The following is a 14,206-nucleotide window of genomic DNA, read 5'->3' as shown; positions in this document are numbered from 1 at the left end:
CGCTAGCAATTAAATTACTAGTTTGTTTTTGTTGAAAACAGCTTTCTGTTTTCTGCCCTGCGATTACCAGTGAGACTTTACGTCTCATTGCTTTTCGTCTTCTTCTTTGTTCAGTTTTCAAAGGTCACTTTTTCTTCTTTGTTGCTTTTAGCAACAACTTTTATATCTTACTCTATTCAGGTATTAAAGTCAAGATGTTTTTTCAAAAAAATTTAATTTTCTCAAGCACATTTTGTCTTCGTTTAACTGGAACGTTTATAAATATATCATGTTTTCATAGGGATTGCAAGCATATTTTAAGAAAAAGTTTCTCTTTGGCAAATTTGTTTTTTCTAAAAAAACAGCAAAATCCAGAACTGAGAAAAACAGCTCTGGATTCATTGTTAATCGCGGTGTTTCATTGTTGGGAATAACAGGATATCACGAATAGATGGAGCGTCTGTTAATAGCATTACTAGGCGATCTACCCCTATCCCTAATCCCCCTGTTGGAGGTAGTCCATATTCTAATGCTTCAAGGAAATCTGCATCCATCCCATGAGCCTCATCATTTCCTTGTTCGCGTTCTTTTATTTGCGCTTCAAAACGTTCTCTTTGATCAATTGGGTCGTTTAATTCTGAGAACGCATTTGCATGCTCCCGTCCAACGATAAATAATTCAAAACGATCGGTGAAGCGTTCATCCTCTTTGTTTTTCTTCGCTAATGGAGAAATCTCTACTGGGTGTCCGTAAACAAATGTTGGTTGAATAAGTTTTTCTTCTACGTATGTTTCGAAAAATTCATTTAGAATATGACCATATGTCATGTGTTCCGTTACTGCTACATCATGCTTTTTAGCTAGTTCACGTGCCTCTTCATCAGAGGTTACATTCCAGAAATCTACGCCTACATATTCTTTGACTACGTCTGCCATGTGGATCCGACGCCATTTCGGAGTCAAATCTACATTGTATTCACCGTATGTTATTTTTGTTGTTCCATTTACTTGTTTACATACTGTTGATACTAAACCTTCCACTAAGTCCATAACATCTTCATAATCTTCATAAGCAGCGTATGATTCTAGCATAGTGAATTCAGGGTTATGGCGTGTGGATGTTCCTTCATTTCGGAAAACACGGCCGATTTCATAGACCTTATCCATTCCGCCGACGATTAGGCGTTTCAGATGAAGTTCTAACGCGATTCGTAAGTATAATTCCATATCAAGTGCATTATGGTGTGTAATAAATGGTTTTGCAGCAGCCCCGCCAGCAATGGTATGGAGTACTGGTGTTTCTACTTCTAAGAAACCTTGATTATCCATGTAATCACGAGTGTATTTCAAGATTTTACTACGCATTACAAAACGGTTTTGGCTTTCTTCATTTGTAATCAAGTCTAAATAACGTTGACGATAGCGTTGTTCTACGTCTTTTAAACCGTGATACTTATCAGGAAGTGGGCGTAATGATTTAGAAAGTAAAGTGAATTCTGTTGCTTTTACGGATAACTCCCCTGTGTTAGTGCGGAAAATAGTTCCTTTTATGCCAATGATATCTCCTAAATCAGCTAATTTGAAAATCGCATAGGCATCTTCGCCAATAGCATCTTTACGGATGTAGATTTGTAATTGATGAAAACGGTCTTGAATATGCGTGAAACCTACTTTACCTTTGACACGCTTCGTCATAATACGGCCGGCTACAGAAACTTCAATAGCAGCTTCTTCAAGTTCTTCTTTTGATTTATCAGCAAATTTTGTTTCGATTTCTTCCGGGCTGATGGAACGGATAAATTTTTCGCCAAAAGGATCTATGCCTTCTTCGCGCAATGTGTCCACTTTTTCGCGACGGACGATGAGTTGGTCATTTAGTTCTTCATGATTCTCGTTACTCATATAGGTACACTCCTATTCTATTCATTTCTACAGATGTTTCCATTATACGCTTTTTTAGTCTGATTTTTCTAGTATAAATTTAAAAATTGCCCCGAAAACTCGAGGCAATCCTAATTAGTCTTGTTTCGCTAATGCTTTTTCTTCATATTGAAGAACAAATTCATTTAAAATTGCTTCCATCTCTGATTGTTTTGTTGCTTGGTTAGCAGCCACTTTCGCGCGAGTACTTCCGCGAGCACCTTTTAGATAGTAAGCTGCATGTTGTCTAAATTCACGAACTGCAATATTTTCCCCTTTTAGCTCGACTAAACGATTTAGGTGAAGCATAGCAGTTTGCATTTTTTCGCGTGGTTCCGGTTCTGGAAGAAGTTCTCCTGTTTCCAGGAATTTCACTGTACGATAAATCATCCAGGGGTTTCCAAGAGCAGCACGACCAATCATGACGCCATCAGCTCCGGTGTGCTCTAGAATTCGTTTTGCATCTTCAGGTGTTCTCACATCACCATTGGCCATAAAAGGAATTTTGAGTTCGCGTTTTACATCTCTAAGCACGTCCCAGTTTGCGCTACCTTCATACATTTGAACACGAGTACGACCGTGCATTGCAACAGCTGCAGCTCCGGCACGTTCAGCAGCAAGCGCATTTTCGATAGCAAAGACATGTTCTTCGTCCCAACCAATACGCATTTTCACTGTTACTGGTTTATCAACAGCGTCCACTACAGCAGCTACCATATCGTATACTTTATTTGGATCAAGCAACCATTTTGCTCCAGCTTCACATTTGATAATTTTGTTTACTGGGCATCCCATATTAATATCAATAATATCTGCTGTTGTATTTTCAGCTACAAATTTCGCTGCTTCTACAAGCGTTTCTTTCTCACCACCGAAAATTTGTAAGCTCAGTGGTTTTTCTTTTTCATCAATATATAGCATATCAAGCGTTTTAGCATTACGGTATGCAATTCCTTTGTCGCTAATCATTTCACAGCAAACGAGGCCTGCTCCGAATTCTTTAACAGTTAGACGGAATGCGGAATTAGATATACCGGCCATTGGCGCCACAACTACTTGGTTCTTAATTTCTACATTACCTATTTTAAACATTAATGGTAAACCCCTTCCTCTTAAATTGCGCTAGTGTTATGTTATCATAATCTGTTTTTTCTGCAAGTGCCAATTTTACCAGTTGACGTGATTTTTTATTTTTCGAACGCCTTGTTCTTCCAAAGCGGCTGAATTCTTAACAAGATTGCTTTTTTCTGGCGAAATTTCTATTAACGGGATCATCACAAAAGCGCGTTCTTTCATATAAGGATGTGGGATTTTCAGCTTTTCTGTATCGATTTTAACATCATCATATAATAAAACATCAATATCAATGAGACGTGGACCCCACTTAAATAAGCGAACTCGCCCCAATTCAAGTTCGAGCGCGAGGCAAAAGTCTAGTAAATCAACCGGCGAAAAATTGGTTTCGATTTCTACGGCGATATTAAAAAATGCTGCTTGATTTTCGTAACCTACTGCATCTGTTTCATATACACTAGATACATGGATAATTTTAATTTGATCCGAAGCGACTAAACCTCTTAGCGCATCATTTAAATTTTCTAAACGTTCACCAATGTTTGTACCAATTGATAGAAATGCTTTAGCCATTCAAATCACTTCTTTTACGTTCAATTTCTACCGCGACAGAGTCATAGTGTCCCGGAATCGGCGGATTTGGTTTTATAAGTTTTACAGTTACTTCTTCCAAAAGAGGATAACCCGCTAAAACTTCTATTGAAATTTTTTCTGCAAGTGCTTCAATTAACTTGAATGGTTTTCCTTCTACTATTTCTTTTACTGTTTCATAAACTTCTGCATAGCTGACTGTATCTTCTACACTATCTGACATCCCCGCTTTTTTAGTGGAAAGTCCAAGGATTAATGAGACTCGAAACGTTTGTCCTAGTTTTGTTTCTTCCGCTAAAACTCCATGGTATCCGTAAAATACTAATTCGTTTAAATAAATTTTATCCAACTAAAGCACCTCTTTATATTTTTGTAATATCTAATTTGCCAGTGATTGCATCTGTCATTCGTACCATGCGTGCAATTGGAAGCACATCATGGACACGAGTTATTGTACAGCCTTTCGAAAATCCGTATACAGTTGTCGCTCCAGTTCCTTCCATTCTATCATCCGAAGTAGTTCCTAGTACGAGGCCAATGGTTGACTTTCTGCTCGTTCCGAGTAAAACTTCGTAGCCAAGTGCAACTATTTCATCAATGCGTCGTAACACTTCTAAATTCTGAGCAGGTGTTTTAACAAAACCGAATCCCGGATCGAGAATAATATGCTCGTCTGGCACTGATGCCGCTTTAGCTATGGCAATACTTTCTAACAAGTCTTTTTTCACATCTTCTAAAAAATTATCGTATTGTACGTTTTCCCGGTTATGCATTAAACAAATCGGCACGTTGTATTTCGCAGCGATTTCGGCAATTTCCGGTTCTTTTTTCGCGCCCCATTGGTCATTTATCATATCAGCTCCTGCTAATATAGCTTGTTCCGCTACTTCAGCACGCCAAGAATCAACGGAAATCCATATATTTGGTAATTTTTCTCTGACAGCTTTGATGACAGGAATAATTCGGGAAAGTTCTTGTTCAGGAGTTACTTCCGAAAAACCTGGACGAGTAGATATTCCCCCAACGTCAATTATCGCTGCCCCATCTTCCGCCATTTGTAACGCTCGAGCCACAGCTTCTTCCACTTGCATATATTTCCCGCCATCCGAAAAAGAGTCTGGCGTAACATTCAATATTCCCATGACCATACCTAGGTGATCCCTTTTCCACTTCTTCAAGCACCAACACCTCTTTCCGAGATTTATTATAGCAGAATTCAGTAATTTTAGCGCACAAAAAAACCGATGCGGAAAAGGGAGTAAACCGCATCGGTCAAAAAGGGAGTTTGGGATTTTCATTCTAAAAAGGGGGAGAAGAATGAAAATGTTTTGCTTGTTGTTAGCTTATGACTATATATTAACCAAGTTTTCGGTGGATATGCTGTGATTTTTGTTAAAGTTTCATGAGATTTCTCGGTTTTTCTTTTCATTTTTTTGCATCAAAAAACCAGTGTGGAAAAAGGGAGTAAACCACACTGGTCAAAAAAGGGAGTTTGGGATTTTCATTCTAAAAAGGGGAAAGAATGAAATGTTTTGCTTGTTGTTAGCTTATGTCTATATATTAACCAAGTTTTTGGTGGGTATGCTGTGATTTTTGTTAAAATTTCATGAGATTTCTCGGTTTTTCTTTTCATTTTTTGCATTAAAAAACCAGTGTGGAAAAAGGGAGTAAACCACACTGGTCAAAAAGGGAGTTTGGGATTTTCATTCCAAAAGGGGAAAGAATGAAAATGTTTTGCTTGTTGTTAGCTTATGTCTATATATTAACCAAGAAAAGAAAATTTCTGCTGTGCATTTGATTAGAAAATAATAAGAAATGCATTTATTTCTTTTCATAAAAAAGAACCTAGAAAATCTAGGCCCTCTGATTATTAATCTTCAAAATTATAAAGCGGTGTGCTTAAGTAGCGTTCACCATTACTCGCAACAATTGCGAGTACTTTTTTGCCAGCACCAAGTTCTTTCGCAAGATCAAGAGCAGCTTTAATAGTTGCTCCGGAAGAAATACCTACCAAGATACCTTCTTTTTTCGCTACTTCACGCGCTGTTTCTAGGGCATCTTCACTTGAAACTTTTAGAATGCCGTCATACACTTTTGTATCTAATGTATCCGGTACGAAGCCGGCACCGATACCTTGAATTTTATGCGGAGATGGAGAACCGCCACTAAGTACGGGGGATTCTTCTGGTTCAAGAGCATAGATTTTAACATCTGGGTAATTCTTTTTCAGTACATGCCCTACACCGGTTACTGTTCCACCTGTTCCAACTCCTGCGATGAAAACATCTAGGCCGTCTTTACCGAAAGCTTCAACGATTTCTGGTCCAGTCGTTTCTTCATGAACTGCTGGGTTTGCTGGGTTATGGAATTGTTGCGGAACAAAATAGTTGTTTTCTTTTGCAAGTTCTTCCGCTTTAGCAATTGCACCTTTCATTCCGTCTGGTCCCGGTGTTAATACTAATTTTGCACCGTAAGCTTGAAGTAATTTACGGCGTTCTAAACTCATCGTTTCCGGCATTACGAAGATTGCTTGATAACCTTTTGCTGCCGCTACCATTGCTAAGCCGATACCTGTATTCCCACTAGTCGGCTCAATAATTGTGTCACCCGGTTTTAATGCACCAGATTTTTCAGCGCTTTCGATCATCGCGTTAGCAATACGGTCTTTTACGCTACCACCTGGATTTTGGAATTCTAATTTCACGTATACATCCGCGCTTCCTGCTTCTGGCAAACGGTTAAGTTTCACAATAGGTGTCTTTCCAATTAAATCAGTGATTGAATTTGCAATTGTCATTATTAAAGCACTCCTATCTTTTTTAGGTCTTTCATCTAGTTTAATTAATTCCGACCTATTTTGTCAAGTTTAACCTCTTAAAAAGGAGCACCGGGTTAGGTGCTCCTTTTTCTTTATTTGGCTTCTTCGTATAGTTTTTCTAATTCTTCTTCTGAGAAATCATAAGTGTTTCGGCAAAAATGGCATTCTGCTTCTGCGCCATGATCCTCTTCTATCATGGAACGGATTTCTTCTTTTCCAAGCGAAATTATTGCACTGCCAAAGCGTTCTTTGGAACAGTTACATTCAAAGGACACCGGGATTTTTTCTAAAATTTGTAATTTATCTTCTCCGCCCGCTAATTTAGCTAGGATAGATTCTGGAGTTTCGCCTGCTTCAATCATTCTAGAAACTGTTGGTAAAGCTGTAAGGTTTTTTTCAATTTCATCAATGATTTCATCTGTCGCGCCGGGAAGTAGTTGCAACATGAAACCGCCTGCTGCTTCAATCGTATCATCTGGATTAACAAGCACTCCTACACCGACAGAAGAATTGATTTGTTCGGATGTTGCTAAGTAATACGTAAAATCTTCGCCTATTTCGCCTGAAACGATTGGTGTTTGTCCGGTAAAATTTTCGCCAAAACCTAAATCTTTTACAACCGAAAGCATGCCAGATGTTCCAACCCCGCGGCGGACATCTAGTTTTCCAGCTTCATTTAGTTCACTGAAATGAACGTGTGGATTTGTTACGTATCCTCTGATTTGGCCTTGCGCATTACTATCAGCAACAATTGGACCAATTGGGCCGTCGCCTTCGATTTTAACAGTGATTTTTTGATCTTCTTTTTGCATTGCTCCAAGGAAAAGTGTCCCTGTCATCGTTCTGCCAAGTGCAGCGGAGGAGACAGACCATGTATCGTGTCTTCTTTGCGCTTCTTTGATTGTTTCAGTTGTTACTGCTGCATATACACGCGCCATACCGTCGTAGGCTAACGCTTTAACTAAATAATCGCTCATTATATAAAACTCCTTTTATTTTTCTGTAGTCGGTTTGTTTCTTCTATATAGAAGTTCTAGACCTTTTAATGTTAAAAACGGGTCTAAAATATCTACTACAGAAGATTTTTCCGTTATCATCCGAGCGAGCCCGCCAGTCGCAACTACTACTGGACTTGCATTGGATTGTTTTTTCATCTCCGTAATGATTCCTTCGCATTGGCCGACAAAACCATAGAAAATGCCTGCTTGCATGGATGCCACAGTAGATTTCCCGATAATCTGGTTAGATTCAGCAATATCTACACGCGGAAGTTTGGCAGCGCGATTATATAAAGCTTCTGTTGAAATCATAATTCCAGGAGCAATGGCACCACCTTGGTATACACCTGATTCGTCGATATAGCAAAACGTGGTTGCTGTGCCAAAATCAACTACAATTACTGGAGTTCCGTATTCTTCAGATGCAGCTACGGCGTTTACGATTCGGTCAGATCCAATTTCGCGCGGATTATCTACTTTGAGATTTAAACCAGTTTTTATTCCTGGACCAACGATTAATGGCCGGATATTAAAATAACGTACACACATTGTTTCCATTGCATGCATAATTGGTGGAACTACGGACGAAATAATAATTCCTTGAATATCAGAAGGAGTTAAATTCGCATATGAAAAAAAGTTCAGGACTGTCATCCCTAATTCATCAGATGTGCGGTGACGATCTGTTGTCATCCGCCAATGTTTTAGAAGTTTTTGTTTTTCATAAACTCCGACAGTACAGTTAGTATTTCCAACGTCAATTACAAGTATCATAAGTTTAAATACCGTCCTTTAGAAGATTTTTCTAACGTATCATAACATGTTTTAGTTAGAAATCCGAATAATATAGCTTCAAAAAAGAGACTGGGAAAGCCCAGCCTCTTTGATTTTATTCGTCTTTTTTATCGTTTGGCGTTTGCTCAATGTTTGGAGCATCTTCCGAAGTTACTTCTTTTGGTTCATCTTGAGTTTCTTTGACTTTTTCTTCTTCTTTTAAGTCTTCTTTTTCTTCTTCAAAAGATTTACCCACTACTTCTTCGTCTTTTTCAGAAGGATATTCTGCTTCTACGTCAATTGTATCGATATCTGGAGGCATTACACCGTCATCAAATAGGGAACGAATTTGGCGAGCATCTAAAGTTTCAACTTTTAGTAATGTTTCTGCGATAAGTTTATGTTGTTCTTGATGTTCTGTAATGATTGTTTTAGCGCGGTCATAACAGTAGCGGATTAAGCTTTGAACTTCTGTATCAATTTCGTAGGCGATTTTATCGGAATATCCTTTGTCGCTACCGAAATCTCGGCCCATGAATACTTGACCGTTACCAGAAGTGAATTGAAGTGGTCCAATCTTGTCACTCATACCCCATTCAGTTACCATGCGGCGAGCAAGTTCAGTAGCACGTTCAAAGTCATTACTTGCACCAGTTGTTACTTCACCAAAAGTAACTTCTTCGGCTACGCGTCCACCGAGTAAACCAGTAATACGGTCCATTAACTCAGCTTTCGTCATTAGGAAGCGATCTTCTTTTGGTAACATTACGGCATAACCACCAGCTTGTCCACGAGGAACGATGGTAACTTTATGCACAACTTCCGCTTCATCAAGTACCATTCCGACGATAACGTGACCACCTTCATGATACGCAACTGTGCGGCGTTCTTTTTCAGAGATAACTCGATTTTTCTTAGCTGGACCAGCAATTACGCGGTCACTAGCTTCATCGAGGTCACTCATATCTATTTCTTTCTTATCGGAACGAGCTGCAACGAGTGCGGCTTCATTCAGTAAGTTTTCTAAATCAGCACCAGAGAATCCCGGTGTACGTTGAGCGATTGCTTTTAAATCAACACTTTTAGCAAGTGGTTTGTTACGAGCATGGACACGAAGTACTGCTTCACGACCTTTTACATCTGGACGATCAACCATGATTTGGCGGTCAAAACGGCCTGGACGAAGAAGCGCTGGGTCAAGTACGTCTGCACGGTTAGTTGCTGCAATAATGATGATACCTTCATTGCCGCCAAAACCATCCATTTCAACTAGTAATTGGTTTAGGGTTTGTTCACGTTCATCGTGACCCCCGCCCATTCCAGCTCCACGCTGGCGACCTACTGCATCAATTTCATCAATGAAAATGATACATGGCGCATTTTTCTTCGCATTTTCGAATAAGTCGCGGACACGGCTTGCACCGACACCAACAAACATTTCTACAAAGTCTGAACCTGAGATAGAGAAGAATGGCACTCCCGCTTCACCGGCAACTGCACGAGCTAGCAAGGTTTTACCAGTACCCGGAGGACCTACTAAAAGGACACCTTTAGGAATACGAGCACCAAGGTCCGCAAATTTACGCGGATCTTTTAGGAATTCTACCACTTCAACAAGTTCTTGTTTTTCCTCGTCTGCTCCAGCTACATCTGTGAAGCGAACTTTCTTCTTGTCGTCGTTGTAAAGTTTGGCTTTACTTTTACCAAAGCTCATTACTTTACCACCGCCGCCACCTTGAGACTGGCTCATTAGGAAGAAGAAGAGGATAAAGATAATTACAAAAGGTACAATAGAAGTTAGGAATGTAACCCAACCGCTGTTTTGTTTGGCAGGTACTACTGTTGTTTTCACGTCTTCACTTTTGAGTGTTTTTTGTAAATCATCAAGGGAAGTATCGCTGTTTAAAGCGTATGTTGTGAAAGCAGTGCTACTTGTTTTGCTTTGTCCAAGACCGGTTTTTTTGTCGTCGGAACTTTTATCACTAGATTTAAATTCCCCATTGATTGTATAAACACTACGGTCTGGCTGTATTTCTACAGATTTAACTTTACCATCTTCTAATTTACTCACAAATTCTGAATAGCTAATATCTTTGGCTGCCTCTTTGTTTGAGTTAAATGAAGCAACAATCCCGATAATAACAAGGAATATTATGACATAAAATATCGCATTTCTAAAAAACCTGTTCATTCCTTACCTCCTCCCACGCAAGAGCTTGGATTCTTACTTTTTCTGGATTTTTACCCCTTTAAAAGTTGTTTTTGACTAATAGCAGATTTAGAAACAAAGTTATCTTCCCCTGATTATTAAAAACATATCCGTTTCGCTTTTTCTCTTACGAAGTTATTCTATTATTAATTTAGATTTTTTAATATTTATTGATACAATTTTCACCTTCGAAAACTAAGACTAATGATAGCATACCGAATCTAGATTGCCCACTATTTTGCACGTTTGGCAGCAATTTTTTTCTTTTTGTTTTCGAAAAAGGTAACTATTACATTTTAACAAAAATTAGTTCTGTTTGTTAATTATTTTCACTCGCTATAAATTTCTGGTTTTAAAATACCAATATATGGTAAATTGCGGTATCGTTCAGCATAGTCTAACCCGTAACCAACGACAAATTCATTTGGCACGACAAAGCCTACATAATCTGCTTCAATCGCTACATTCCTTCCAGCTGGCTTATCAAGCAAAGTAACCAGTTTAACTGATTTTGCTTTGCGATATTTAATAAGATCCACTAGATAACTAAGTGTACGACCGCTATCAATGATATCTTCAATTATAAGTACATCGCGACCTTCTACCGAAGCATTTAGGTCTTTAATAATTTTCACTTCACCTGACGATACTGTCCCATTTCCGTAACTGGAAACATCCATGAAGTCCATCTCTAAGTATGTGTCTACTCTTTTAAGTAAATCAGTCATAAATGGGGTTGCGCCTTTTAACACACCTACTACTAATGGGTTACGTCCTTCATATTCTGTTGTCAACTCACGACCCAGTTCACGAATTTTCTCTTGTAATTCGTCCTCCGATATCAGTACTTTCTGAATATCATTATGCATGCTCTCGTTTCCTCCTATATTTCGAGTGTACCTAATAATGTATTGCTTTTTGCTACGACTAAACTCTCGGTCATAGGCAGACTTTTTCACACCAGGAACCCAAAGGATTTTTCCAGTATAGTCTGTTATCACGGGCAGATTGTCGCGTTCTTGCCTTGGTATCTTGGCGTCGATGAAAATGTCTTTTAGTTTTTTACTACCTACTTGCCCTTTCATCGTCATTTTATCCCCGTTCACACGGTTTCGGACGATTAATGGAAGAACAATATCTCCTGCATCCAGTAGCATTCCATTTAGCCCATTTGTTTGAACAACAGAACTTTTTAACTTTAATCGGATGCTTGTTTTATTTTCTAATTCAATGCGATCGTTCAGTTCTAATTGATGATAAAACTCAGAAGAAGCTTGTCTTTCTCCAAATTGAAAATGAAGTTCATCGTATGCTCTGCTTGCAATAAGTTTATTCGGTAAATCAATCGAACTAGATGGATTGTCGCTTTGAATTATTTGGATAATCTGATATATATGATTTACCGTAATAAAACTGGCATTTTCATTGTACAGATATCTCAATAGTAAATGAATTGCACGACGTTGTAAAGGATTCGCTTCATTTTTAAAGCTACTAAGTAAAAGTGTTGTCTTTTTGCCGTTTTTAATGAGGTTTTTCTTCAATACATCTCTCGCAAGTGCCTCCAAAAATTGGAAGTCTTCGCTTGTTTCTTCTGAAAATCTTTCGAAGTGCGAATAGACGGCTGGATTTTCTTGCTTTAAAAATGGTAAAAGTTGTGCCCGATATCGATTTCTCGTGTATTCTAGACTAGCATTTGATTCATCCGTTTCGTATGCTAATCCATGTTTTTTTGCGTAATCTATAATTTCTGCTTTTGTAATTGGTAAGAAAGGCCGGATTGCTTGTCCACCTCTCACCTCGCGTTTTGGTTGTATGCCTGACCACCCGATACCAGCACTTCCACGGACTAGCCGCATTAGGATTGTTTCGATTTGGTCATCTGCATGGTGCGCGAGCGCTAGTTTGTTTATGTTATTCTTAGCCATTACCTTTTCAAAGAAAGCATATCTGACAATACGAGCTGTTTCTTCAATGCCTTTGTGCAAAATTTGGGCTTGAGTTTTTATGTCTACTTCTTCTATGTAAAAAGGAATGTTATGCCTCTCGCAAAAAGTTTCGACGACGCGTTGTTCTTTTGCTGCGTTTTCTCTTAAGCGATGGTTTAAATGCGCGACGGAAATCGCTTCTTTTGAAACTAAATTTGATTTCCATAAAAAATGTAATAACGTCAAAGAATCCGGACCGCCAGAAACTGCCACAAGCAATTTATCATCGGATCGGATTAATTCGTGTTTCTCGATATATCTATGTACTCGTTTTTCCATGTCATCCATTCAAGAAAACCTTCCTTCAAAATTCGGCTCTCACATTTTTTATCAAAAAGTGCACCGTATTAATGATCCAATACGGTGCATCTCTATACATTACAATTAATTTTAGTGTATTAGCCGCGTTTTGCGCCTCGGCCGCCACGTTTAGATTCTGTTTGGCGTTTGATAGTAGTAAGTCTTTCATCACTATCTTTCAAGAATTTAGACATTATATCTTCAAAGCTCTCGGCTGGTTTTACATAGTTTCCAGCAGGTTTTTTGCTGTATTTTGGCTTACGATCGTAACTTTTCTCTGGGCGTTCAGGACGATCCACCGCTTTACGAATGGACAGGCCAATCTTACCATCATCACCAATATTCATTACTTTAACAGTAACTTCATCCCCAACAGTTAAGATGTCATTAATGTCTTTAACATAGTTATCTGCTACTTCACTAATATGGACTAACCCTGTTTTGCCACCTTCTAGCTCCACAAATGCTCCAAAATTAGTAATCCCAGTAACTTTCCCTTGTAACTTGTTGCCTACTTCGATCGACATAAAAAAATGCGTCCTCCTTAAAATATCACTCTATTGCTTAATTATAGCTATAATAAAAAGAGTGTCAAACAGTCAAACTTACAAACCCCAAAAATACTCAACTCTATTTTCCCTTTGATTCTACCATGGAGAATGACGGTTCGGCTTTGACTTACTCTTTTTGTTTCGAATTTTCTTCGGGAATATTAAAAATAATTTCTCCGTCTTTGGATAAATAATACTCGCTTCTTGCTAGTTTGGCTATGTATTCATCGTCATGAAGTTTTTTGATTTGATCATTTAGCGCTTCTTCCTCATCCTTCATTGCAACCATTTTCTTATCTACTTGCACTTGCTTTTCTTTTTTTTCTTTGAGGGCTAAAACTTGTTTGGTATACGTAATAGTTAGTAGTCCACCAACGACAGCAAAGATAATGGCCATAAAAGCAAGTCTACGAAACAGGGCTATACGGCGACGATTACGAGTTTTTTTCATTGTTGCGGTATCTTTAATATAGCGATTTTCTATTCTCGCTACTTTTGATTCGGCTTTTTTCATACATCGTCCCTCCCATGTTCTTATTTGCTCTTATCTGTGAAATTCGGTAGAGAAAAAAACGTTTCTTGCTTAAAATAATATCAATAAATCAGGCATTTGTCTATTGGAATCCGCTTTTTTTATGATATTTTTCTTGACTTTTTTGTTAAAAATTGTTTGCATTTTAATATACGAAATAAAAAATCGTCTGAAATCGGCTAACGTGCGCGATTTCAGACGATTTTCATCTGCTTTCGTCTGTGCGTTCTTCTTTTAAAATTGTATACATTTCTGTTGCTTGGTCTTTCTTTGCATTTTCTTCTAAGCGTTCAATTTTTGCTGTAACAATTTTCGGACCAAAGCGAATCACAAGTTCATCCCCAGATTTTACATTTGTTCCTGGTTTAGCTGTTACTCCATTGACAGCAATTCGTCCTTTTTCAGCTACTTCTTTTGCTACTGTTCGTCTTTTAATTAACCTTGAAACTTTTAAATATTTATCTAAGCGCATA

The 14,206-nt window shown here is 38.4% G+C and carries 13 protein-coding genes; all 13 read right to left on the bottom strand.

What is annotated here, in order from left to right; genetic code table 11:
• Nucleotides 1-383: 383 nt before the first annotated feature.
• The 13 genes from lysS to HCB45_RS10505 all read right to left on the bottom strand — a co-directional run bounded on the left by lysS (nt 384) and on the right by HCB45_RS10505 (nt 14,205).
• Nucleotides 384-1,880, bottom strand: coding sequence for a lysine--tRNA ligase (lysS, locus tag HCB45_RS10565; protein ID WP_185619814.1), 1,497 nt, complete (start codon nt 1,878-1,880; stop codon nt 384-386).
• A 114-nt stretch (nt 1,881-1,994) separates the two neighbouring features.
• Entirely contained in the window at nt 1,995-2,990 is a 996-nt protein-coding gene (gene dusB, locus HCB45_RS10560; protein ID WP_003723750.1) for a tRNA dihydrouridine synthase DusB, read from the bottom strand.
• A gap of 75 nt (nt 2,991-3,065) precedes the next feature.
• A complete protein-coding gene (gene folK, locus HCB45_RS10555) occupies nt 3,066-3,545 on the bottom strand; it encodes a 2-amino-4-hydroxy-6-hydroxymethyldihydropteridine diphosphokinase (protein ID WP_185319460.1) in 480 nt (159 codons plus the stop codon).
• Complete coding sequence (gene folB, locus HCB45_RS10550; protein WP_185319461.1) at nt 3,538-3,912, bottom strand: dihydroneopterin aldolase; 375 nt, start codon at nt 3,910-3,912, stop codon at nt 3,538-3,540. The genes folK and folB overlap by 8 nt, the downstream gene beginning before the upstream one ends.
• A gap of 13 nt (nt 3,913-3,925) precedes the next feature.
• The gene (folP, locus tag HCB45_RS10545) at nt 3,926-4,741 is read right to left on the bottom strand and encodes a dihydropteroate synthase (RefSeq protein ID WP_185619812.1); all 816 of its coding nucleotides are present in this window, start codon (nt 4,739-4,741) and stop codon (nt 3,926-3,928) included.
• Nucleotides 4,742-5,433: 692 nt separating this feature from the next.
• Nucleotides 5,434-6,360: a cysteine synthase A gene (gene cysK / locus HCB45_RS10540; RefSeq protein WP_185319463.1), complete on the bottom strand. Its 927-nt coding sequence runs from the start codon at nt 6,358-6,360 to the stop codon at nt 5,434-5,436.
• A gap of 113 nt (nt 6,361-6,473) precedes the next feature.
• Nucleotides 6,474-7,358, bottom strand: coding sequence for an Hsp33 family molecular chaperone HslO (gene hslO, locus HCB45_RS10535; protein WP_003725747.1), 885 nt, complete (start codon nt 7,356-7,358; stop codon nt 6,474-6,476).
• Between the two features lie 15 nt (nt 7,359-7,373).
• On the bottom strand, nt 7,374-8,153 hold the full coding sequence (locus HCB45_RS10530; protein ID WP_185319464.1) for a type III pantothenate kinase: 780 nt from the start codon (nt 8,151-8,153) through the stop codon (nt 7,374-7,376).
• A gap of 115 nt (nt 8,154-8,268) precedes the next feature.
• Nucleotides 8,269-10,344, bottom strand: a complete 2,076-nt coding sequence (gene ftsH / locus HCB45_RS10525; RefSeq protein ID WP_185319465.1) for an ATP-dependent zinc metalloprotease FtsH — start codon at nt 10,342-10,344, stop codon at nt 8,269-8,271.
• A gap of 347 nt (nt 10,345-10,691) precedes the next feature.
• Nucleotides 10,692-12,638, bottom strand: a complete 1,947-nt coding sequence (locus HCB45_RS10520; protein ID WP_185619810.1) for a bifunctional tRNA lysidine(34) synthetase TilS/hypoxanthine phosphoribosyltransferase HprT — start codon at nt 12,636-12,638, stop codon at nt 10,692-10,694.
• A gap of 110 nt (nt 12,639-12,748) precedes the next feature.
• Complete coding sequence (locus tag HCB45_RS10515) at nt 12,749-13,177, bottom strand: S1 domain-containing RNA-binding protein (protein ID WP_185319467.1); 429 nt, start codon at nt 13,175-13,177, stop codon at nt 12,749-12,751.
• Nucleotides 13,178-13,328: 151 nt separating this feature from the next.
• Nucleotides 13,329-13,715: an FtsB family cell division protein gene (locus HCB45_RS10510; protein ID WP_185619808.1), complete on the bottom strand. Its 387-nt coding sequence runs from the start codon at nt 13,713-13,715 to the stop codon at nt 13,329-13,331.
• A gap of 223 nt (nt 13,716-13,938) precedes the next feature.
• Entirely contained in the window at nt 13,939-14,205 is a 267-nt protein-coding gene (locus tag HCB45_RS10505) for an RNA-binding S4 domain-containing protein (protein ID WP_281380855.1), read from the bottom strand.
• Nucleotide 14,206 lies beyond the last annotated feature (1 nt).

This window comes from Listeria farberi, from assembly GCF_014229245.1.
Lineage (GTDB): Bacteria > Bacillota > Bacilli > Lactobacillales > Listeriaceae > Listeria > Listeria farberi.
The sequence above is the reverse complement of the archived record's forward strand: the minus strand, read 5'-3'. Positions and strand labels throughout refer to the sequence as shown.